Source organism: Rhizobium nepotum 39/7 (genome assembly GCF_000949865.1).
In the GTDB taxonomy this organism is placed as follows: Bacteria; Pseudomonadota; Alphaproteobacteria; order Rhizobiales; family Rhizobiaceae; genus Agrobacterium; species Agrobacterium nepotum.
Genome location: NZ_JWJH01000012.1, coordinates 159,932 through 183,146, shown reverse-complemented (window position 1 = coordinate 183,146; position 23,215 = coordinate 159,932). Strand labels below are relative to the sequence as shown.

Genomic DNA, 23,215 nt, shown 5'->3' with positions numbered 1-23,215 from the left:
CGGTTTTAAGGTTTGGCCGCGTCGATGATTTCCTGCTCGGCCCCGGCGGCCTGCTTGATGGAGTCCTCGACGGATTGGCCCTCGAGCAAAATCCGGTTCGTCATGTCGATGGCGTTCTGCCGCTGGGCGGCCTCATCCATGAACCGCGTCGTATGGGCATATTCGAGACCCTTCAGGAACGGTGCGTAGACCGGGTCTTTCAGGTTCTCTTCGGTCAATGCCGCCGCACGCCGCGCAGGCAGCTCGCCCACGGTCTTCAGCCAGATGGCCATGGCTTCCGGTGAAGAGATGTAGGCGAGGAATTTCTTCGACGCTTCAAGCTCTTCGCCACTCGTCTTGGCGCTGATGCCATTTGCGAAATAGCTGGCATAATTGGAGCGGATATTCTTGTCGTTGGTGGGAAGCTCGGTCACGCCCCACTCGAAATCCTTGATGGTTCTGAACGATCCAAGCCGGAACGTTCCGTCGATGGTCATGCCCGCCTTGCCGGCGCGGAAAGCGGCCTGACCTTCATCCATGAAGCCCACCTGACCGATCTTCTTTTCAAGCTGCAGGCTGGTGTAGAATTTCAGGGCCTGAATGCCCGCTTCGCTGTCATAGGTCACTTTCTGGTCGTTGTCGGTGTAGGGCTCGCCGCCATATTGGCGAATGAGAACCTCGCGCCACCATTGGTGGTCCTGGCCGCCCATATCGAGTGTCGAGCCGGCAACGGTGAGGTTTCCGGCGGCGTCATGCTTGGCGATCTTTTCGGCCGCGGCAACAAATTCGTCCAGTGTCTTCGGCGGATTGGCGGCATCCAGACCCGCCTCGGTGAAGAGCTTCTTGTTATAGAAAAGCGCCAGCGAACGAACGGCCGTCGGCAGGCCGTAATAATCGTCGCCCCGCTTCATGGCACTGACGATCGGGAAGAAATCGCTTTCGATCTTGTCATGCGGGAAAGTATCGCTGGGCAGCGGCTGCAAGATGCCGCCGGCTACGAATTTATCCAGCCAGCCGTAGAAGAGTTGCATGACGTCAGGGCCTTTGCCGGACATGTTGGCGGCGATGACGCGCGTCTGGTAGTCGGCGTAAGGAAAGGTCACCTGTTTGACGGTAATATCCGGATTGGCCTTCTGAAACTCGGCGATAAGCTCGTCCATGGCTTTGACGCGTGTATCGAAGACATATTGCCAATACTGGATTTCAACCGCTTGCGCGGTGTTGAATGCGAGTGTGCTGAAACCGGCGACCAAGCCGGCGAACAAAGTTGTCCTGCGCATGTAAGCCTCCATTTCCTCCGTCCGGTCTTCCGGATGCGGAGTGATCGTTCCCTTTATCCGCGTTTTCGCGCGCGCTCATTGATTTGCCGGCAGCGGGATTTTCCTCGTTCCGCCTCTTGCAATCCTGACCCCCGGTCGCTCTCTACGGTTCTCTGAAGGCGGGCGTTTGTCAATAAGATAATTTACTTGAATTATTATATTGCGCTTATCGTCATTTGGACGTTATGAATTTTCTAACGGACGGGAAGTTGAAGAGATGACGGTGCACACGGTGGATGCCTATCCCGTAGCAATCGGAAAAAATCCTGAGCGGAGCCGCGAGCACAACCGGCGAGTCGTGCTCGACGTCGTCCGGCGGCATGGCACGCTCGGTCGCGCCCAGATCGCCAAGATCACGCATCTGACCGCCCAGGCGGTCGCCAATATCGTCGATGAGCTGGTGGGCGAGGAGCTTTTGAAGAAACTGGGCCGCCGCCGCACCGGCAGAGGCCAGCCGCCGATACAATTTTCCGTCAACCCGGATGGCGGTGCGACGATCGGCGTGGAAATTGCCGCCGACCATATGGTGACTGTCGGTCTCGATCTGGCCGGCGTACTGCGCACCCATCGTATTACCCCGCTCAAGGACACCACGCCGGAGGCCATATTCAAGACCTTTGCGGCGGAGCATGCCGCAGTTGCCAAAAAAGTTGGGTGCCGGCTGCTCGGCACCGGCGTTGTCATGCCCGGACCTTTCGAGATCGACGGCATGACCTCCGTGGGGCCGACGACGCTCTCCGGCTGGGGCGGGATCGATGCCCGCCAGATGCTGAGCGACGCGTGCGGCCAACAGGTTGTGGTTGAAAACGATGCGACGGCCGCAGCCGTCGGGGAGCGCCTGTTCGGCGCAGGGCTGGCAATCCCGAATTTCTGCATGATCTATTTCGGCGTCGGCATCGGTCTCGGCATCATTCAGGATGGTTCGCCCTATCGCGGCGCATTCGGAAACGCCGGCGAAATCGGCCATGTGACCGTCTCGCCGAAGGGAAGACCTTGCCCATCCTGCGGACAGAGAGGATGCCTGGAGGCCTATGCTTCCGTTTACGTGCTCAAGGAAAAGCTCGTCTGCGCCGGTGTTGCGGATACGGAGCTTGACGATCTCGAAGCCCTGTTCAGGGCGGGCAATCCGGTGGTGATGGAATGGATCGACGAGGCCGCTATCCATCTGGCGCCCATGGTTGCGATGCTCGAGAACATTCTCGATCCGCAGACGGTCATTCTCGGCGGCGCACTGCCTGAAATCGTCATCAACGAGATCATTGCGCGGATGGGGCAACTGCCGACTTCGGTCGCGAGCCGGCGGCAAAGGGAATTGCCGCGGGTCATCCACGGCAAGTCCGGACAGTTGACGGCGGCGCTCGGTGCCGCCGCCTTGCCGCTGTTCGACATCGTCACACCAAAACTCGAGACGTCTTTGGGCGCCGCAGCGCAGGTGCCCGGCTGAATATTGGAGGAGACCGCCCATGCTTGAACCTCGCGAGCGCATCGAACGGCAGATGGCCGATCCATGGCTTGTGCGCCTGCACCGGAAACTGAGCGCGCTGAAATCCACCGTTACCGTCATGCACACCGGCGCGCATCCGGACGACGAGCAGAACGGGCTTCTCGCCTATTTCCGGATGGAACTGGGTATGCGGATCATCATCGCCTGCTCGACGCGCGGTGAAGGTGGGCAGAATGCGCTTGGGCCGGAGCGGCTTGGGGCACTTGGTGTCATCCGGTCGCGGGAGCTGGAGGAGGCCGCCCGCGTCATCGATGCGGACATAAGCTGGCTTGGCCACGGCCCTGAAGATGTCATCCACGATTTCGGTTTCTCGAAGGATGGCGACCGGACGTTTGATCGTTGGGGGCAGCAGCGCATCGTCGAACGGCTGGTGCGTGCATATCGCAAGGAACGGCCTGATATCGTCATTCCGACATTTCTCGATGTGCCGGGACAACACGGGCACCACCGGGCCATGACGCGCGCGGCGAAAAGTGCAGTCGCACTGGCGGCCGATCCTGCCGCCTATCCCGAGCATTTCTCCGAGGGGCTGAAACCTTGGAAGGTGGCCAAATATTATCTTCCCGCATGGTCGGGCGGTGGCGATACCTATGATGACGAAGTGCCTCCGCCTGAGACGACGCTGACAGTAAATGCGGTGGGCCGGGAGCAGGCAACCGGCGTACAATTTGACCGCATCGGTGAATGGTCGCGTTATTATCATGCATCTCAGGGGATGGGGCATTGGCCGAAGCGGGCGCAGGAAGTCTGGCCGCTGCATCTCGAACTCTCCAACGTCGCGGGCGGTGAGGAAAGCTCGATCATCGACAGGCTGCCGTCGTCGCTAACCGATCTCGCGGCTTTTCAGGGGCTGGACGCCGAATTGGCAGAGGCGCTGGTTGAGTCCGAACAGGCAATTGCCGACGCAATCGCAGCCTTTCCCGACACGCAGCGGATTACGGCGTCACTTCTGACGGCGGCAGCTCTTTTGCAGAAGGTCGATGAGGCCACAGCCCGGGATTTCAAGGAATTGCATGGGCATCGGATCGCGCGCAAGCGGGCGCAGGTCGACGCCGCTGTCCTGACGGCACTCGATCTTTTCGAACGGGCCTATGCCGAGCCGGCGGATATTGTTCCGGGCGGTACATCCACCCTTTATGTGGAGCTTGCCGACAAGGCCGGTGAGTTTCAGGTCGAGGTTACCCCGGTCCTTCCGGCTGGCGTATCTTCATCGGTTCACTCGCGTGGCCGGACAATGGTCCTCTCGCTTGCCGCCGATCAGGACGCGGCCGTTTCCGGGCTCTATCAACCCGACTGGAAAGCATCTGGCGGCAATGGCCATGCCTCTGTGCGCCTTTCCGCAAGGGTTGAAGGCAGGGACGTTTCGGCCGCTTTCGATCTGGAGGAGCCGTTTTTTGTAGCACCCGCCCAGTCGCTGACGATTTCACCCGACGCGCTTCTGGTTCCGCTTGGACAGGGGCAGGACGCCCATGTTTTTCAGGCACATATAAAGGGTGCCGATGCGCCGCTGTCGTTCAAAAGTGCAGGCGGCTGGAACCTGCGCAAGACGGGCAGTGACTGGATTGCCGAACGCACCGGTAAGGCAGCGGCCGGTCTTGCCCAGATCGAAGCACATGTCGGTTCGCAACCGGCTTTCCAGGTCACGCCCATCGCCTATCCACATATCGGCCGGGCGCGGTTTCTGGCACCTTCGGCTCTGAAAATCCTCTCGCTGGACCTCAAGCTGCCTGCGGATGCGCGCGTCGGTTATGTCGGTGGCGGTGCCGACCGGGTAGGGTCATGGCTTTCTCGCATGGGTCTTGATGTCACCGAACTCGATGCGCAGGCGCTTGGCGGTGATCTCTCGTCTTTCACGACGATTGTTGTCGGCATCTTCGCCTTTGGCATCCGCAAGGATCTGGCTGCGGCAACGGAAAGGCTTCACCGTTTCGTCGAAGAGGGCGGCCATCTTGTCACGCTCTATCACCGGCCAACGGACGGGTGGAACCCGGAAGCGACGCCGGTCAGGCGGCTTGAAATCGGCAAGCCTTCCCTGCGCTGGCGCGTGACGGACCCGCAGGCGGAGGTGACGGTGCTGTTGCCCGATCATCCGTTGCTTGTCGGCCCCAACACGATCAATGCTGCCGACTGGACGGGCTGGGACAAGGAGCGGGGGCTGTATTTCGCGTCGCGTTGGGATGAAGCCTACGAGCCTCTGCTTTCCATGCACGATGTCGACGAACAGCCTCTCAAAGGCGCGCTGGTCTCGGCGGCCATTGGCAAGGGGCGGCATACGCATACGAGCCTCGTCCTTCATCACCAAATGGACAAGCTGGTGCCGGGGGCGTTCCGCCTCATGGCAAACCTTGTGCAACCCGCGTGAATGGCCAAGACCAGAGTGAAAAACAGGAAAACCCGCGCGAAACCGATGCTCGCGCGGGCATCGGCTGGCTGCTCATGGATATGGCCCTCGTTTCGGGTGGAATGACGGCCCTCGTCAAGGCGCAGGGCGTTACCTATCCGGCATTCCAGCTCGTCTTCATCAGAGCGATGATCGGTCTGATCTTCATCCTGCCGCTCATCTGGCGACACAGGATGGAAATGGTGCGCGTCAAATATCCCTGGCGCAATATTTTCCGGATCTGCTGCAACGCCATTGCGCTCACCAGCAACTTCCTCGCGATCACCCTGCTGCCGCTCGCCACCGTCAACGCTGTCGGTTTTTCACGGCCGCTGGTGACGATGGCGATGGCCGTTGCCTTTCTCGGCGAACGGGTGAGCCGATATCGCTGGGTTGGCGCCTGCCTCGCATTTGTTGGCGTTCTTGTTGTCATTGGGCCGGGCGGCGCGGAGATTAACGCAGGCGTGCTCGTCGTCCTCGTCTCGGTGGTGTTCGGCGCTCTTGCGGTGATCCAGACCCGGGCGCTACGGCAGGAGAACACCACTGTGATGATGGTGTTCTACACGGTCGGCCTTGCCGTGATTACTGCCGTTCCGGCGATCTGGACATGGAAGCCGGTCGCACCGCTCGACTGGGGGCCACTGCTCGCCATCGGCCTGCTTGCGCAGCTCGGGCAATATTGCTTCCTGCGGGCCTATCGCATTGCCGATGCGAGTGTGCTCGCACCCGTCGGCTATCTGTCGATCCTGTTTGTCACCGCTGTCGGGTTCTTCCTGTTTGACGAGGTGCCCGAAGCCCGTGTCATACTGGGCATCGCGATCATCCTCGTTTCTTTGCAGGCAACCGTGCTTGCGGAGTATCTTTTGAAGACGTTGCGCCAAAAACGGCGTTAGCGGGCCAGAACCCGGAGCCGGACCCAGTTCAACACCGAGGATCTGACACGATCGTAAAAGGAGCGGGCGTAACGCACATATCGCATGATCCATGCGAACCATGCATAGGTGAGGAGCTTCTCCCGACCCGCGTGATAAATGCGCTCGACAATCAGGAACGTGGCGAGATGGGCGAGGATCGTCAGGGCCAGTCCTGTCTTGACCGCACCTTGTGCAATGAGGATCAGACCGATGATTTTCATGGGCTCGGCGATGGCGAATGGCACCGCAAGCAAAAGAAGAATCGCCAGACGGGGTAATCCGCTAATCCGGTTTTCCAGCCGCCTGATGAATGTCAGTCTGGATATGGCCCTGATGATCGGCCGATAGAGCGGACGGAAAATGCCGTCGAGGATCAAGGCGAACACGATGAGCGCCCGAATCGGAAAGATGAGGATCATCCGGATTTTGTTCTTCATCTCGGCCGGTCTCCAGAAAGTGCCGCAAAGTCATCCGTTCTTAGTCGCCTGAAACGTGGCGAAACGAAGTTTCCGAACGCCGTTCAATTCTGTCTAACGCTCGCATACATGCCGGTGGTACGGAATTCGCTTGGATTGATGCCGTAAAGCCTGCGGAAGACTTTGGAGAAGTAGTTCGGATCCTCGAAGCCGCACAGCACGGAAACTTCCTTGATCGGGATATTTCCGGCGGTGGTGAGAAGCTTGGCTGCCCGCCGTAACCGTCGTTGCAACACAAATTCGGCTGGTGGCAGTCCTTCGCTTGCGGTGAAGATGCGGGAGAAATGCGCGCGGCTGAGGCCGGCGACGGCGGCGAGATCGCTGACGGAAAGACGTTCGCCCAGATGCCCGTCAATATAGCTCAGCACCTGCTGCATGGTGCGATATTCGCCGCCGAAGGAGGGATGTGACCCGAAGACATCGTCATAAAGCGTCATCGCCGCCTCATAGGCAACGGCCGAGGCCGCACCCGGTGTTTCCGCGCCGTTGACGAGACGTGAGCAGCATTCCGCGAGATGATCGACGGTCTCTGGCTGGAGCTTCAGGATAGGGCCGGTGACGGAGAGAATATTGCGGTGAATGCGCAAAGCTTCCTCGCCATTCATGGAGATCCAGAAAAACTCCCATTCCTTGCCCTCTTCCAGCCAGTAGCGGTGGTTGTGGGGGATGAGCAGAAGCAGGGTCTCGCCCGGTTTCACCAGATAATGACGGTTTTCGTAGCGCAGGTTGCCCTGGCCGGCGATGCAATATTGCAGCACGGTGAACGGTGTCTGTCCGCGCCTTCGCCCGTCCCAATCGTAATTGCCGCCACGGCGGATTTCATAACCACTGCTGGTGGGCATGGTGTGCAGGGTCTGGCGGCCGCGCGGTAGAGAAACCGTGCGCATGCCCGGTCCCTGATCGGTCAAATCGCGCAGCACAAAATTACCCATGAAAGCATAATCCTTCTCTGGTCCTATCCGTCATTATACGCATAATCCCGATCCGAGGAGACAGCCAGCGGGATTTTGTTGCCGAAATTTTGGGAGGAGTGCCGGTTTTTCGGGATTCTTACGGGTATTTTTCTGCAGCGCCATTTTACGATCCTTCGGCCCGTTTCACCCGTTCGATTTGCAATAGAGGTGGCGTCATGAGTTTCAAAATCGCTATAATCGGTGCCGGCAGCGTCGGATTCACGAAAAAACTGTTCACCGATCTTTTGTGCGTCCCAGAGTTTCGCGACATCGAAGTCGCACTGACCGATATCAGCCAGCACAATCTCGATATGATCAGGGCGATCCTCGACAAGGTCGTCGACGCCAACGGATTTCCGGTGAAGGTGACGGCGCATACGGACCGGCGGCGGGCGTTGGAGGGTGCGAAATACATCATAAGCTGTGTGCGGGTCGGGGGGCTGGAAGCCTATGCGGACGATATCCGCATTCCGCTGAAATACGGGATCGACCAATGCGTCGGCGACACGATCTGCGCCGGCGGCATTCTCTACGGCCAGCGCAACATTCCGGTCATTCTGGATTTCTGCAAGGATATCCGGGAAGTTGCCGCACCCGGTGCAAAATTCCTCAATTATGCCAACCCCATGGCCATGAACACATGGGCCGCCATCGAATATGGCAAGGTGGATACGGTTGGTCTCTGCCACGGCGTGCAGCATGGGGCCGAACAGATCGCCGAGATTTTCGGTGCGGAAAATGTTTCCGAACTGGATTACATCTGCTCCGGCATCAACCACCAGACATGGTTCATCGATCTGAGGCTTAATGGCCGCAAGATCGAAAAGGATGAGCTGGTGGCGGCTTTCGAGGCGCATCCGGTTTTCTCGCAGCAGGAGAAGCTGCGCATCGACGTGCTGAAACGCTTTGGCGTCTATTCGACGGAGAGCAACGGTCATCTGTCGGAATATCTGCCTTGGTATCGCAAGCGGCCGGATGAAATCGCCCGTTGGATCGACATGTCCGACTGGATTCACGGGGAAACCGGCGGTTATCTGCGCCACTCCACCGAGACGCGAAACTGGTTCGAAACGGAATTCCCGCAATTCCTGGCCTCTGCCGGCAAGCCGATCGATCCGGCCAAGCGTTCCAACGAACATGCGAGCCATATTCTCGAAGCGCTGGAGACGGGGCGTGTCTATCGCGGCCACTTCAACGTCAAGAACAATGGCGTCATCAGCAATTTGCCTTCCGATGCGATCATTGAATCGCCCGGTTTCGTGGACCGTTTTGGCATCAACATGGCCTCGGGCGTGACCCTGCCGGAAGCATGCGCGGCCACCTGCATGGCCTCCATCAACGTCCAGCGCATGTCTGTGCATGCGGCGGTCAGCGGCGATATCGATCTCTTGAAGCTTGCTGTGCTGCATGACCCCTTGGTGGGTGCCGTCGCCACGCCGGAGGAGGTCTGGCAGATGGTGGACGAAATGGTCGTCGCGCAGGCGCGCTGGCTGCCGCAATATGCGGACGCCGTGCCGGCGGCGAAGGAGCGCCTTGCAAAATCAAGCGTCAAGACCCGCGATTGGGCGGGGGCTGCGCGCCGCAACGTGCGCTCCATCGAGGAATTGCGGGCCGAGAAGTCGGCGCTGAAAAAGGCTGTTTGAGGAAACAGAGCATGGAAACAGGCCGGCGGTGACAAGGGAGTTCGCCGTCGGGATTACCGCGATCACAGAGGGTGGGCGGTCGAAGAGCTGCCATTTGGGAGGAATGACGATGCAACTTCAACGCAAGATCGGTATCATCTCGGCACTGGGTCTCGGTGTTTCGATGATCGCACTCAGTGCGAATGCCTTCGAGACCACCACGCCGCCGGAGCCGCCGCAATTTCCGGCTGAAGGCAAGATCAATTATGTGGCGCGGGACTCGATCCTCGAGTTCAAGGCGCTGCCGAACTATAGCGAGCCTGACTGGGTCACCGAGAAGTTCGAAAAGACCGGCAAGCTGCCGCCGCTCAAGGAACGCCTGCCGGAAGAGCCGCTTGTCTACAAGACCGGCAACATGCCCGATGGCGTTGGTCTCTATGGCGATACCATGCGCCATGTGGTCGGTGGCCGCCCTGAGGGCTGGAATTACATTGCCGGCCAGAGCCAGGGCTGGGGCGGTATCGATATCGCGCTTTCCGAATGCCTGACGCGCACGGCGCCGCTGTTTCAGGTGGATGCCAAGGATACCGAGCCGCTGCCCAATCTGGCCAAAAGCTGGGAATGGTCGGAGGACGGCCACAGGCTGACGATGCATCTGGTCAAGGGCGCGAAATGGTCGGACGGCGAAGCCTTCAATGCCGATGACGTGATGTTCTACTGGGAGGATGCGGTTCTCGATCCGAATGTCTCGCCGCTCGGCGGCGGGGCGTCGCCGGAGGCTTTCGGCGAGGGCACTACGCTCAAGAAGATCGACGACTATACGGTGGAATGGGCCTTCAAGAGCGCCTTTCCCAAGCAATATCTCTACACCATGGCCTATCCGAGCTTTTGCCCGGGACCATCGCATATTCTGAAGCCGCAGCATCCGAAATATTCCAAGAACACCTATAACCAGTTCAAGAATGCCTTTCCGCCGGAATACATGAACATGCCTGTCATGGGCGCCTGGGTGCCGGTGGAATACCGTCCTGACGACATCATCGTGCTCAGGCGCAATCCCTATTACTGGAAAGTCGACGAGAAGGGCCAGCAGCTGCCCTACCTCAACGAACTTCATTACAAGCTTTCCACCTGGGCCGATCGCGATGTGCAGGCCGTGGCGGGATCGGGCGATTTCTCCAATCTCGAGCAGCCGGAAAACTTCGTCGCATCGCTCAAACGCGCCGCCGATCCGAATGCTCCGGCACGTCTTGCCTTCGGGCCGCGCCTGATCGGTTATAATCTGCAGATGAACTTTTCCGCCAATGGCTGGGGCAACCCGGACGAGCGCGGACAGGCCATTCGTGAACTGAACCGCAACGAGGTGTTCCGCAAGGCCGTGACCTCCGCCATCGACCGCAAGGCGATCGGCGATTCACTCGTCAAAGGTCCGTTCACGGCGATCTATCCCGGTGGGGTTTCCTCCGGCACCAGCTTCTATGACCGCAATTCCACGGTCTATTACCCCTTCGACCTTGAAGTCGCCAAGGCCGCACTTGCGGAAATCGGCCTGAAGGACACCGATGGCGACGGTTTCCTGAACTTCCCGAAGGAGACGCTTGGCGGCCGTAATGTCGAGATCATTCTTCTGGTCAACAATGGCTACACGACGGACAAGAGCCTTGCGGAAGGCCTCGTCGGACAGATGGCGAAACTCGGCCTGCGCCTCGTCATCAACAGCCTCGATTCCAATCAGCGCGATGCGGCGCATTATGGCGGTCAGTTCGACTGGCTGGTGCGGCGCAATTCCACTGAGCTGTCGTCGGTGGTGCAAAACACCGAGCAACTGGCGCCCGTTGGTCCGCGTACCAGCTGGAACCACCGCGCGCCGGAAGGCAAGGAACTGGATTTGATGCCGTTCGAAAAGGAGATGGCCGATCTCGTGCGCAAGTTCATTTCCTCGCAGGATAATGCCGAGCGTGCGGAACTGATGAAGCAATATCAGAAGGTCTATACGCAGAACCTCTACACGATTGGCCTCACCGAATATCCGGGCGCGCTGATCGTCAACAAGCGCTTCTCCAACGTGCCGCAGGGAACGCCGATCTTCATGTTCAACTGGGCCGAAGACGCCATCATCCGCGAACGCCTGTGGGTCGCGGCCGACAAGCAGGGCAAGTACGAACTTTATCCCCAGCAGCTTCCCGGCAAGCCCGGCGAGGGCGGCCCGATCAACTAGAACTCCTCCCGGAGAAAACCCGGTACCGGTCGCGCGTGAAGCGCGGCCGGAGACACACGGCTCGCCCAAACGGAGGAAAACCGCTCGATGCTGAGATTTCTGACGATACGCATAGGCTCCGCCATTCCGGTGCTGTTGATCCTGAGCGTGGTGACATTCGCCATCATCCAGGCACCGCCCGGCGACTATGCCGACTACATCCGTTCGCAACTGATGAACCAGGGCGGCGCGTCGTTCGAGCAGGCGGAAGCGCAGGCGCGGGCCTACCGTATCGAACACGGTCTCGATAAGCCGCTCGTCGTACAATATTTCAACTGGATCGGCGGCATCGTCACACGCGGCGATTTCGGCTACAGCTTCTATTACAACAAGCCGGTCGCCGATGTGGTTGGTGAACGCCTGCCACGCACCATTGCACTGGCGCTGGTCTGCCACATCCTCGCATCGCTTCTCGGCATCGGTTTCGGCATCTGGGCCGCCACCAGACAATATTCCTGGATCGACAACCTCCTTTCGACCGTCGCGTTTCTCGGTATGACCATTCCACGCTTTCTGATGGCGTTGATTCTCGTCTACCTGATGGTGTTTCATTTCGACGTGTCGGAAATCGGCAGTTTTTTCTCACCGCAATATGGCGGCGCGCCTTGGTCATGGGGGAAATTCGTCGATCTCGTCAGTCATGTCTGGCCGGTGGTCGCCATCGCCGTCTTCGGCGGGCTTGCCTATAATATGCGGGTCATGCGCGGCAATCTTCTGGATACGCTGAACGCTCAATATGTTGAGACGGCGCGGGCCAAGGGCCTTTCTGAAGGCGCCGTCATCCTGCGCCATGCCGTGCCGAACGCCGTGCATCCGCTCGTCATGTATCAGGGTGTCGTGCTGCCCTATATGCTGAGCGGCGAGATCGAAACCGCGATCATCTTCGCGCTTCCGACCGTCGGTCCCGCCATTGTCGGGTCCATGGCGGTGGGCGATGTCTATGTCACCGCAACCTTCATGATGGTGCTCGCCGCCACGCTCATCATCGGCAATATCGTCGCCGACATGCTGCTCGCCATGCTCGACCCGCGTGTGCGCGAATTCGGGAGGGCTTGAGATGGTGGCAGTTGACGAACTCAAGAATGAAACGGCCGTCGCACCGAAGCCCGAGCGTGGCGTTCAAGGCAATGAGAGCTATCTCGCACTCGTATGGCGGCGTCTGAGACGCTCGTTCACCGGCATGGTGGGGCTGGTGCTTGTGGTGCTTTTGATTACGATCTCCGTCTTCGCCGATTTTTTCGCGCCGATGAACCCGCTTGAAACCCATGACAGTTTCTCGCCGCCGCAGGTGGTGCATTTCTCCGACAGGGACGGCAATATCAGCCTTTTGCCTCGGGTCTACGCTACGGCGGAAACGGACGAACTCGATCCGGTAACGTTCCAACCCATTGTCGGTCCCGACTATGACAACCCCGTCCATCTCGGCTTTTTCGTAAAAGGCGCAGAATACCGGGTGCTCGGTCTCATTCCGGCAAACCGTCATTTCTTCGGCTCCACCGATGGTCAGCCGGTGCATTTTCTCGGCACCGACAAGTTCGGGCGTGACGTGCTGTCGCGCGCTATTTACGGCTCACGCATCTCGCTTGCCATCGCGCTCAGCGTCGTGACCATCGTTACCGTTATCGGCACCAGCGTCGGGTTGATATCAGGATATTTCGGCGGTCCTCTGGATGCCTGGGTGCAGCGTTTCGTCGAAGTCGTTCTGGCCTTCCCGCAATTGCCGCTCTATCTCGCGCTGACCTCGCTCATCCCGGTCACTGCGCCAACCACGGTCTTTCTCGTGTTCGTCGTCGGTGTCATGTCGGCGCTCGGCTGGGCGCAGATGTCGCGTGAGGTGCGCGGCAAGACGCTGGCGCTGGCGCGGATCGATTATGTCCGCGCGGCAATTGCCGTGGGGGCTACGGACCGGCGCATCATCTTCCAGCATATCCTGCCGAATGTGATGAGCCACGTCATCGTCGCCGTCACCCTGCATATCCCAAGCGTTGTGCTGCTCGAATCCTTCCTCGGTTTCCTCGGTTTCGCGGTCAAACCGCCGCTGATTTCCTGGGGGCTGATGTTGCAGGATACGGCCACCTATTCCGTCATCGGTTCCTATCCGTGGATTCTCGCCCCGGTCGGTTTCGTGCTGGTCACCGTTTTCGCCTTCAACGCGCTGGGCGATGGCCTTCGCGATGCTGTCGATCCCTATTGAGAGGAGCGTAACATGGTTGCTGCACAAAAGAACGCCTACGCGCCCGCCATCCGCTTCGATGCCGATGATCGAAACGACGACGCCATCATCGACGCGCGCAACATCGCCGTGACCTTCAAGGTGGAACACGGCACGGTGGAGGCGGTGAAGGACATCTCCTTCCAGCTTTACCGGGGGGAGACGATCGCCATCGTCGGCGAATCCGGCTCGGGAAAATCCGTCACGGCCCGCACAATCATGGGGCTCTTGACGAAGCGGGCGTCGGTTTCGAAATCCGCGATCGTGCGTTTCAACGGCGACGACATCCTGAAGTTTTCAAGCCGCCAGCGGCGTGCGCTGCGCGGCAACCGCATCTCGATGATCTTTCAGGAGCCAATGAGTTCGCTGAACCCGATCTATACGATCGGCAGCCAGATCGTCGAGGCGATCCGCGTTCACTCGAAACTGAGCAGGAAGCAGGCCGAGGCGAGAGCGCTCGATCTTTTGCGGCAGGTGCAGATACCCGAGCCGGAGGCGCGGCTGAAGCAATATCCGCATCAGCTTTCCGGCGGCCAGCGGCAGCGCGTGATGATCGCCATGGCGCTCTCCAACGATCCGGACGTGCTGATCGCGGATGAACCGACCACCGCACTCGATGTCACGGTGCAGGCGCAGATTCTCAACCTCATTCGCGACCTTCAGAAAAAGCGCGGCATGGCCGTGGTGCTTATCACCCATGACCTGACGATCGTGAAGCAGTTTTCCGATTACGTCTACGTCATGCAGCATGGCGAAATGCGCGAGCACAACACCACGCAACGGCTGTTCGAAGCGCCTAACGATCCCTACACGAAAAAGCTGCTTGCCTCCGAGCCGCATGGCACGGCCAGACCGCTGCCGGAAAATTCCGGCGTCCTTCTGACGGCAAGTGGTGTGCGCGTCTCCTTCATGATGCGGTACGGCGGGTTGTTCAAACCGGAGCTGAAGGAACTCATCGCCGTCGACAGTCTGGGGCTCACCCTCAATCGGCATGAGACGCTGGGGCTCGTCGGCGAATCCGGTTCCGGCAAGACGACGTTCGGGCAATCCCTGCTGCGGCTGAACGAGCCGGTGGCAGGTGACATCATGTTTGATGGCGAGAAGGTCAACGGCCGCTCCCGCGCCGAAATGCGGCCTTTGCGGTCACGCATGCAGGTCGTCTTTCAGGATCCCTTCGCCTCGCTCAATCCCCGCATGACCATCGGCCAGATCATCGAGGAAGGGCTGGTCATCAACAGGCTCGGCACAAACAAAGCCGAAAGGCTGGAGCGGGTGCGCGACGCGCTGGAGGCGGCGGGCATGCCCGGCAACATCCTCTCGCGTTTCCCGCATGAGTTCTCCGGCGGCCAGCGCCAGCGCATCGCCATTGCGCGTGCGGTCGCACTGGAGCCGGAATTCATTCTGCTCGATGAGCCGACTTCGGCGCTCGACCTTTCCGTTCAGGCGCAGATCATCGACCTGTTGCGCAAGCTGCAGGACGAGCGGGGCTTAAGCTACCTGTTCATCTCGCACGACCTGAAGGTCGTCCGCGCGCTCTGCCACCGCGTCATCGTCATGCAGCGCGGCAGGATCGTGGAAGAAGGCCCCGTCGAGGACGTGCTGACCCGTCCGAAAACCGAATACACCCAGCGGCTCGTCCGGGCCGCCTTTGAAATCGCATGAATGCCAAATGCCGGAGGTAGAAATGGCAAGAGATCCCAAGATCACATTTATCGGCGCAGGTTCCACGGTGTTCATGAAGAACATCATCGGTGACGTGCTGCAACGTCCGGCCCTTTCAGGCGCCAACATCGCGCTGATGGACATCAACCGCGAAAGGCTGGAAGAAAGTGCCATCGTCGTCAACAAGCTGATTTCGACGCTGGGGGTGAAGGCGAAAGCCGAGACCTTCACCGACCAGAAAAAGGCGCTTGCCGGTGCCGATTTCGTCGTCGTCGCCTTCCAGATCGGCGGATATGAGCCCTGTACGGTCACCGATTTCGAAGTGCCGCGCAAATACGGCCTGCGCCAGACCATCGCCGATACGCTGGGTGTCGGTGGCATCATGCGGGGCCTGCGCACCGTGCCGCATCTGTGGAAAATCTGCGAGGATATTCTGGCCGTCTGCCCCAACGCGATCATGCTGCAATATGTCAACCCGATGGCGATCAACACCTGGGCGATTGCTGAAAAATACCCGACGATCCGTCAGGTCGGGCTCTGCCATTCGGTGCAGGGCACGGCCATGGAACTCGCTCACGATCTCGATATTCCCTATGAAGAAATCCGCTATCGTTCGGCCGGTATCAACCACATGGCGTTCTTCCTGGAGTTCGAACACCGCCAGCCTGATGGCAGCTACAAGAACCTCTATCCCGATCTGGTGCGCGGCTATCGCGAAGGCCGCGCCCCGAAGCCCGGCTGGAACCCCCGCTGCCCCAACAAGGTGCGGTACGAGATGCTAACGCGGCTCGGTTATTTCGTTACCGAAAGTTCCGAGCATTTCGCCGAATACACGCCCTATTTCATCAAGGAGGGTCGCGAGGACCTGATCGAGAAGTTCGGCATTCCACTCGATGAATATCCCAAGCGCTGCATCGAGCAGATCGAGCGCTGGAAGGGGCAGGCGGCGGCCTATCGTTCGGCCGATAAGATAGAGGTCAAACAATCCAAGGAATATGCCTCCTCCATCATCAATTCGGTCTGGACCGGCGAACCCTCGGTGATCTACGGCAACCAGCGCAACAATGGCTGCATCACCTCGCTGCCGGCCGACTGCGCGGCAGAAGTACCTTGCCTTGTCGACCATAACGGCGTGCAGCCGACCTTCATCGGCGAATTGCCGCCGCAACTGACGGCGTTGATGCGCACCAACATCAATGTGCAGGAACTGACGGTGCGGGCGCTGATGACCGAAAACCGCGAACACATCTTCCACGCCGCGATGATGGATCCGCATACGGCGGCGGAACTCGATCTCGACCAGATCTGGTCTCTCGTGGACGATCTTCTCGTCGCGCATCGCGACTGGCTGCCGGAATGGACGCAGGTGGAGGTGAAGCGGGCGCGGGCGGTGTAAACCTGGTTCTGCCAGACTGCGACAGATAAAGGCCGTGGGTTTCATCCACGGCCTTTTTGGTGTCGCCTATATCGCCCATGTCCGCAGCGGAGGCCAGTTTGGGGTCCATTTCCGAATGTGTTAAATTAATTGTGTTCGGTAAGGGTATGTTCGCCTTACACGAATACCCTTATTAGGACGGATCTAAGCGGCCATGTTCAGGAGTAACAAAAATGAATATCGCACGTCTGTCGTTGGCAGCCACGATCGCCCTGGTCGCGACGCCGTCTTTTTCTTCGGAAGATGTGGCCTCGGAAACGAGCGAGGCGATATTCGGTTTCGGCGGCGCCCTCACCACGCAAGACATGCTGAAAAGCGCGGCCCTCATTCCGGTGGACTATGAGAGAAACGCCATTCTGGGTGGCGGTTATCAGTTTTATCCCTATCGCATCGGCAATGTGAAACTGGGCGGCGAAATCGGGGTTGCTGTCAGGTTTGGCAAAGGCTTCACCGGCGAAGTCTGGGCGGGGCCGGTCGCGCGTTATGATGAGATCAGGCTTGGGGAGCGGCTGTTCGTTACGCCAGGCTTCACGGCAGGCTTGAGCCTTGTGACAGATGCGCAGCCGGGTCGTGAGCGGGCGGAGGAAATCAAGGATGACGGCAATGCCAATGTCCTGTTTTATCTCGGCCCGGAAATCAACGTGTCCTTCAGCGAGGAGTCCTCGACGGAATTCTTCTGGCGGCTGCACCACCGCTCAGGTGGTGGCAAGACGCTGGGCAATATGAAGGGTGCGACGAATGCCAATGTGTTCGGTGCCCGCTACAAGTTCTAGGGTCCGGGGCGCGTGAAGCTCCTGCGATCTGACTGAATTTGCGCCATGCTTTTTGTTTTCCTGGGAACCTCAGACGGCACCCTTGCATCCAGTGCATGGGTGTATTGCCTTATTCTGTCTGTTCATTGGGCACGGCAAGGTGCATATAAGGGGCATCGAAGGACGCCGGAACGAAAACGTTACTGACGTCGCCAACACCTTGAAAGGGTTATGTCATGAACGTTACACGCAGCTTCAACAACTGGCGCAAATATCGTCAGACCATCAACGAACTGGGCCGCATGAGCACCCGCGAACTGCATGATCTCGGCATCGACCGCAGCCAGATCACCAGCGTCGCCCGCGCCGCTGTCGGCAAATAATCAAGGCGATATCGTCGCTTTTGAATGCTTTAACGCCCGCTTTGCGGGCGTTTTTGTTTTTGGCGAACCGCAGACGCTTTCGTGTCTCCTCGGGACGGGCCCGGCATGAGGCGAGTGGACTTCTCGTATCGACGTTTCAGGTCGGAAAATTCGCCATGCGTTTGATGCATATCTGGGCTGCAAGCTTGTGCCTGTGAAATGCGCAGGAAGATGGTATCTTCCAATCATCGAAACGGATGTACCTCCTCCCACATCCTTTCGGTAATGCGGGCGATCCTACTCCTCCTCCCAAGGATTGCCCCGGGGACAGCGGTTTCCTCCTCCCATATCGCTGTTCATTTTTTCAAAAAGCCTGCCGCACCTCCTCCCGCGGCAGGCTTTTTTGTTTTCAGCACCAAGTCCTGCGTTCAGGCGTTTCGCTTTTCATTCAGAAAATGGCTCAGTCAAAAACCACCATGCCAATGGGGATTATGGCGCGCGTACCCGCAAGCCGCGCAAGTGCGTAGGCGAGGCATTGTTCCACGGCATCCTGCGGCACGGGTTTGGCAATCACACCGGCACCGATGCCGAGATTGAGGACGGCTTCCGGGTTTGCCGTCATGAAAATCACCACAACGCCATGATCCTGCGAAAGCCGCCGCCCGATCTCGGGGCCGGTCCGGCCATCGGCAAGATTGACGTCAACGAAGGCGATATCGGCGCGGCTGCCCATCGCCACTGCCTCGTCCAGCCGGTTGGCGATGCCGATGACATTCGCTTCCTCTTCCGCCTGCAGAATGGAATCCTCGATATCCATGGCGATGAGGAATTCGTCTTCCACGATCAGTACGCGCGGTTGTGCCGTGTGGAAACCCTGTTCGATTTGCAAGACGTCTGCGGTCATATACCTGCCTCCATTCCATGCGCTTTAGCGCGGCTGGCAAGCAAACACCTGTCGGCGCAACTCGTTCCAAAGTGAGATAAACATGGTGAATGGAGTGTAAACGACATGGCTTTTCGGCTATCACCTGTGGATAGCGAAGCAGTTGATTCGGTTTGGTTTTCATCCGGGGAAGGGGTCGGAGACAGTCGCCGCAGCGCATCTTTCGCCCTGGAGCACGAGCCTTTTGCCGTAACCGGCGGAAAGGCTCGCAGCAAATTCAAAGCGTTACAGCGTCCTTCATCCGCCAGGAAGGAAGCGCCGGAACGTCGCCGATCATTCGAGTGCCGCGGTCAAAAAAACGGCGCGAGACCCTATGAGTTTAGAAAGAGAATAAAACGATGACCCAGTCTCCGCGCGCTCCGATCGCCCGCAACACGCCCAATATCGCCGTCATCGGCGTTGGCGGCGGTGGCGGCAACGCAATCAACAACATGATCGCCGAAGGCATCAGCGGTGTTGATTTCATCGCGGCCAATACCGATGCGCAGGCGCTGAAGAAAACCAACGCACCGAGGCTCGTACAGCTCAGCTCCGAACTGACCGGTGGGCTGGGAGCGGGGGCGGATCCGGAAGTCGGCCGGCAGGCGGCGATCGATTCGCTCGATGAGATCATGGATCACCTGAACGGTTACGACATGTGCTTCATCACCGCCGGCATGGGTGGCGGTACCGGCACGGGCGCTGCACCCGTCATCGCGGAAGCCTGCCGAGCGAAGAATATCTTGACCGTTGGCGTCGTCACGCTGCCGTTCAGCTTCGAGGGTACACGCCGCATGCGCGCTGCCGAATACGGTTTCGCGAACCTGCTCAACACCGCCGATACCGTCATCGTCATTCCCAACCAGAACCTTTTGCGCATTGCGGATCTAGGCACCACCTTCGAAAACGCCCTGAAGACGGCCGATAAGGTTCTGTCGCTTGGCGTGCGCTGCATCACCGATCTCGTCCTGCGCGAAGGACTGGTCAATCTCGATTTCGCCGATGTGCGTTACGTCATGAAGAATGGCGGGCGCGCGCTTATGGGCACGGCGCAGGCCAAGGGTGCAAAACGCGCCTCGGAGGCGGCAGCGGCGGCCATCGCCAACCCACTGCTCGGCGAACCGTCGCTGAAGGATGCGCGCGGTGCGCTGGTTGCCATCTCGGGCGGTAACGATCTGACGCTGTACGAGATCGACGAGGCGATGACGCTGGTGCGCGAGGCGGTCAGCGAGGAGACCGACGTGGTGATGGGGGCCTCCTTCGATCCGACGCTGGATGGCGCATTCAAGATCTCGGTCGTGGCCACCGGACTGCGCAACTGAGACCCAGTCCTCAGGTCGGCGCTGTTTAAAGCGCCTACGCCACAAATTGAATGATTGAAGCCGTCGCGGGTAATTTTCGCGACGGCTTTTTGTTGTTTTTGAACAATTATTCCGCCATTCGAAGTAGCAGTGCCGCGACGCGGCGTTGATAACAAAAAAATATAATAGTACTCTTTATGTCGACAAGAGGGATTTGGTTATGACGGATATAATTGCTTCTGCCGAGCGTAAGCGTGGCTCCGGCGTGAAGATGGTCTACGATCTGCTGCGCGACGAGATTCTCGATCTGGTCCTGCCGCCCGGCAGTCCCATCGACGAAGTGCAGCTTGCCGAACGGTTCAAGATGTCACGCACGCCCATTCGCGAAGCGCTGGTGCGACTTTCGGGTGAGGGGCTGATCGATACGTTGCCGAACCGTTCGACCATGGTATCGAACATCGATTTCCTCAACATGCATACCTATTTCGATGCATTGGTGCTGATGTACCGGGTCACGACGCAATTGGCTGCCCAATATCACCGCCCGGAAGATCTGGCGGAAATCCGCGCCCATCAGGCGGAATTCGCCGCTGCTGTGGAAGCGCAGGATGCGCTTGCGATGATCTCCACCAATGCCGCACTCCACCTTTCCATCGCGGAAGCCGGACGAAACCCCTATTTCACCACCCTGTTCAAGCGCCTGCTGGATGAGGGGCGGCGCATTTTGCGGCTCTATTACCAGTCCTATGACGACCGCCTGCCGAAACGTTTTGTCGATGATCATGACGAGATGATTGCGGCGATTGCCGCGCGTGACACCGGCCTTTCCGAAAAACTGGCCCGCGAGCACGCCGAACAGATCGTGCAGCAGGTGCAGAAATTGCTGGTGCGCAACGAGCGCCTGGAAATAAATCTGTAGCTTGCCGAATTCTTGTCGACAAATAAAATACAAGATTGTAATGTCTTTGTCGAAAGGGTGGCGCGGACGTGCGTCCATTCCCGAAAAACATGTCCCTTAGGAGCTAGTAATGACGGCCAGCATTTTTTCCGGCGTGATCCCCGCGTTGATGACCCCCTGCAAGGATGATCGCACACCCGATTTCGATGCACTTGTCCGCAAGGGCAAGGAACTGATCGCCGATGGCATGTCGGCTGTTGTTTATTGCGGTTCCATGGGTGACTGGCCGCTCCTGACGGACGAGCAGCGCATGGAAGGCGTGGAGCGCCTGGTGAAGGCTGGTATTCCGGTCATCGTCGGCACCGGTGCGGTCAATACGGCTTCCGCCGTTGCGCATGCCGCCCATGCCCAGAAGGTTGGCGCAAAGGGCTTGATGGTCATTCCCCGCGTTCTCTCGCGCGGTTCGGTCATTGCCGCCCAGAAGGCGCATTTCAAGGCCATCCTCGCGGCTGCTCCCGAAACTCCTGCTGTTATCTACAACAGCCCCTATTACGGTTTCGCCACCCGCGCCGATCTCTTTTTCGCCCTGCGGGCCGAGCACAAGAACCTTGTCGGCTTCAAGGAGTTTGGCGGCCCGGCGGATATGCGTTACGCCGCTGAAAACATCACCAGCCGCGATGACGAAGTTACCTTGATGATCGGCGTCGATACCGCCGTTTTCCACGGCTTCGTCAATTGCGGCGCAACCGGCGCCATCACCGGCATCGGCAATGTTCTGCCGAAGGAAGTTATCCACCTTTGCAAGCTGTCGCAGGCCGCCGCCAAGGGCGATGCGGATGCCAGGCACCGTGCTCTGGAACTGGAGCAGGCGCTGGCCGTGCTTTCCTCCTTCGATGAAGGCCCGGATCTGGTTCTCTATTTCAAGCACATGATGGTGCTGAAGGGCGACAGAGAATACACGCTGCACTTCAACGAGACCGATGTATTGAGTGACAGCCAGCGCGGTTATGTCGAGACGCAGTTCAAGCTGTTCAACAGCTGGTACGCCGATTGGAGCAAGCTCCCGGGCGCGGTGCAGGCCTGCAAGGCTGCGTGATTATCCTCTGAAATGAATTAAGGCCCACATTTGTGGGCCTTTCTTATTTCCACAATCAGACGCGGTCAGGAGATCGCGTCCAGCCCCTTTTCCAGCAGCCGGTCGAGTCCGGTGATTTCGGCGGCGGTCAAGGTGATGCCTTCGTTTTCGGATTTGGCGCGGGCGGTGAAGCGGCGGCCGGAGGGCAGGCGGGCGCCCTGGCCGATGATGGCGTCGAACAGGATTTCAGCCCGCTGGAAGGGATCGCCGGGGCGGCCCTTGGCGAAGGCTTCCGGGGAAAACGCAACTATCAGCTCCCCATGGAACGGTGCAAGCGTCGTGGTGCCGAGATAATCCAGCACCTCGGGGCTGGTGAGGTCGCCGATCATGATACCCGCGAGAAGCTCGATCATCGTGCCGATGGCCGAACCCTTGTGGCCGCCGAAGGGAAGCATGGCACCGGCAAGCGCAGCCTCCGGGTCGGTCGTCGGGTTGCCGTCGGCATCCATTGCCCAGCCTTCGGGCAAGGATTTCCCCGCACGCCGGTGCAGTTCTATCTCGCCGCGCGCCGCAACAGATGTCGCGAAATCAAAAACATATGGGGAAGTGTCCTTGCGAGGCCAGCCGAAGGCGAAGGGGTTGGTGCCGAGCAGCGGCTTGCTGCCGCCCGTTGGGGCGACCGTGGAATAGCTCGGACACATGACGAGCCCGGCAAGGCCGTTTGCGGTCAGCCCTTCGACTTCTGGCCAAAGCGCCGAGAAATGCGTGCAATCATTGATGACGAGCGCGGCGATGCCCGAGCGTTTCGCCCGCTCCACCAGAACCGGCAGGCCTAGCTCGAAGGCGGGGTTGGCAAAACCACCGTTGGCGTTGACTTTCACAATGGCTGTGCCGTCGTCCTCGGCTACTGCCGGTATCGCGTCGGGTTTCACCTTGCCCGCTTTGACGGTGCGCAGGGCGCCTTCAATGCGATAGATGCCGTGCGACTTGCAGGCGTCCCGTTCGCCGGCAACAATAACGCGCGCAAGCGCTCCAGCCTGCACGGCATTCAGCCCCGCCTTGCGGAAAATCGCCTCGACCCGTTCCAGAAGCCCGTCGATTGTCAGGGTGGTGGTGTCGCTCATCATAGTCCTCCGATATCAGGCCTGCACATTTTGAATACATAAAGTATACAAAGGTCAGTCTATTGCAA

19 protein-coding genes are annotated in these 23,215 nt (G+C 59.2%); 14 read left to right on the top strand and 5 right to left on the bottom strand.

What is annotated here, in order from left to right:
* Positions 1-5: 5 nt before the first annotated feature.
* Complete coding sequence (locus RS75_RS14060; RefSeq protein ID WP_045021439.1) at positions 6-1,271, bottom strand: extracellular solute-binding protein; 1,266 nt, start codon at positions 1,269-1,271, stop codon at positions 6-8.
* 244 nt (positions 1,272-1,515) lie between these two features.
* On the opposite strand from RS75_RS14060, the gene RS75_RS14055 reads away from it, so the two are divergent.
* The 3 genes from RS75_RS14055 to RS75_RS14045 are packed head-to-tail and all read left to right on the top strand — an operon-like array spanning position 1,516 to position 6,075.
* Positions 1,516-2,742, top strand: a complete 1,227-nt coding sequence (locus RS75_RS14055) for an ROK family protein (protein WP_045021437.1) — start codon at positions 1,516-1,518, stop codon at positions 2,740-2,742.
* Positions 2,743-2,761: 19 nt separating this feature from the next.
* On the top strand, positions 2,762-5,164 hold the full coding sequence (locus tag RS75_RS14050; protein ID WP_045021434.1) for a PIG-L family deacetylase: 2,403 nt from the start codon (positions 2,762-2,764) through the stop codon (positions 5,162-5,164).
* Positions 5,161-6,075, top strand: a complete 915-nt coding sequence (locus RS75_RS14045; protein WP_045021432.1) for a DMT family transporter — start codon at positions 5,161-5,163, stop codon at positions 6,073-6,075. The genes RS75_RS14050 and RS75_RS14045 overlap by 4 nt, the downstream gene beginning before the upstream one ends.
* On the opposite strand, the gene RS75_RS14040 is transcribed toward RS75_RS14045, so the two are convergent.
* Positions 6,072-6,533, bottom strand: coding sequence for a hypothetical protein (locus tag RS75_RS14040; RefSeq protein ID WP_045021429.1), 462 nt, complete (start codon positions 6,531-6,533; stop codon positions 6,072-6,074). The two genes, RS75_RS14045 and RS75_RS14040, sit on opposite strands and share 4 nt — an antisense overlap.
* An 83-nt stretch (positions 6,534-6,616) precedes the next feature.
* The gene (locus RS75_RS14035; RefSeq protein WP_045021428.1) at positions 6,617-7,504 is read right to left on the bottom strand and encodes an AraC family transcriptional regulator; all 888 of its coding nucleotides are present in this window, start codon (positions 7,502-7,504) and stop codon (positions 6,617-6,619) included.
* A gap of 197 nt (positions 7,505-7,701) precedes the next feature.
* On the opposite strand from RS75_RS14035, the gene melA (RS75_RS14030) reads away from it, so the two are divergent.
* The 8 genes from melA (RS75_RS14030) to RS75_RS25665 all read left to right on the top strand — a co-directional run bounded on the left by melA (RS75_RS14030) (position 7,702) and on the right by RS75_RS25665 (position 17,848).
* Positions 7,702-9,168 (top strand): alpha-glucosidase/alpha-galactosidase, encoded by a 1,467-nt coding sequence (gene melA / locus RS75_RS14030; RefSeq protein WP_045021426.1) that lies wholly within the window; start codon positions 7,702-7,704, stop codon positions 9,166-9,168.
* A gap of 109 nt (positions 9,169-9,277) precedes the next feature.
* Complete coding sequence (locus tag RS75_RS14025) at positions 9,278-11,365, top strand: ABC transporter substrate-binding protein (protein ID WP_045021425.1); 2,088 nt, start codon at positions 9,278-9,280, stop codon at positions 11,363-11,365.
* Positions 11,366-11,452: 87 nt separating this feature from the next.
* Complete coding sequence (locus RS75_RS14020; protein WP_045021422.1) at positions 11,453-12,460, top strand: ABC transporter permease; 1,008 nt, start codon at positions 11,453-11,455, stop codon at positions 12,458-12,460.
* Between the two features lies 1 nt (position 12,461).
* Positions 12,462-13,598: an ABC transporter permease gene (locus tag RS75_RS14015; protein ID WP_045021420.1), complete on the top strand. Its 1,137-nt coding sequence runs from the start codon at positions 12,462-12,464 to the stop codon at positions 13,596-13,598.
* 12 nt (positions 13,599-13,610) lie between these two features.
* On the top strand, positions 13,611-15,278 hold the full coding sequence (locus RS75_RS14010) for an ABC transporter ATP-binding protein (protein ID WP_045021416.1): 1,668 nt from the start codon (positions 13,611-13,613) through the stop codon (positions 15,276-15,278).
* A gap of 22 nt (positions 15,279-15,300) precedes the next feature.
* Entirely contained in the window at positions 15,301-16,674 is a 1,374-nt protein-coding gene (gene melA / locus RS75_RS14005) for an alpha-glucosidase/alpha-galactosidase (protein ID WP_045021768.1), read from the top strand.
* Positions 16,675-16,886: 212 nt separating this feature from the next.
* Complete coding sequence (locus tag RS75_RS14000) at positions 16,887-17,486, top strand: hypothetical protein (protein WP_045021413.1); 600 nt, start codon at positions 16,887-16,889, stop codon at positions 17,484-17,486.
* A 215-nt stretch (positions 17,487-17,701) separates the two neighbouring features.
* Positions 17,702-17,848 (top strand): DUF1127 domain-containing protein, encoded by a 147-nt coding sequence (locus RS75_RS25665; protein ID WP_006312411.1) that lies wholly within the window; start codon positions 17,702-17,704, stop codon positions 17,846-17,848.
* A 439-nt stretch (positions 17,849-18,287) separates the two neighbouring features.
* Here the strand turns inward: RS75_RS25665 and RS75_RS13995 are convergent, their stop codons facing one another.
* A complete protein-coding gene (locus tag RS75_RS13995; protein ID WP_045021410.1) occupies positions 18,288-18,731 on the bottom strand; it encodes a response regulator in 444 nt (147 codons plus the stop codon).
* Positions 18,732-19,108: 377 nt separating this feature from the next.
* Between RS75_RS13995 and ftsZ the strand changes: the two genes are divergently transcribed.
* From ftsZ to RS75_RS13980, 3 genes are all read left to right on the top strand, one after another.
* Positions 19,109-20,071 (top strand): cell division protein FtsZ, encoded by a 963-nt coding sequence (gene ftsZ / locus RS75_RS13990; protein ID WP_045021408.1) that lies wholly within the window; start codon positions 19,109-19,111, stop codon positions 20,069-20,071.
* A gap of 199 nt (positions 20,072-20,270) precedes the next feature.
* Positions 20,271-20,969 carry a GntR family transcriptional regulator gene (locus RS75_RS13985; protein WP_045021405.1) on the top strand — a complete coding sequence of 233 codons (699 nt, stop codon included), beginning with the start codon at positions 20,271-20,273 and terminating at the stop codon, positions 20,967-20,969.
* 109 nt (positions 20,970-21,078) lie between these two features.
* Positions 21,079-22,044, top strand: a complete 966-nt coding sequence (locus tag RS75_RS13980; RefSeq protein WP_045021402.1) for a dihydrodipicolinate synthase family protein — start codon at positions 21,079-21,081, stop codon at positions 22,042-22,044.
* 65 nt (positions 22,045-22,109) lie between these two features.
* On the opposite strand, the gene RS75_RS13975 is transcribed toward RS75_RS13980, so the two are convergent.
* On the bottom strand, positions 22,110-23,147 hold the full coding sequence (locus tag RS75_RS13975; protein WP_045021400.1) for an Ldh family oxidoreductase: 1,038 nt from the start codon (positions 23,145-23,147) through the stop codon (positions 22,110-22,112).
* Positions 23,148-23,215 lie beyond the last annotated feature (68 nt).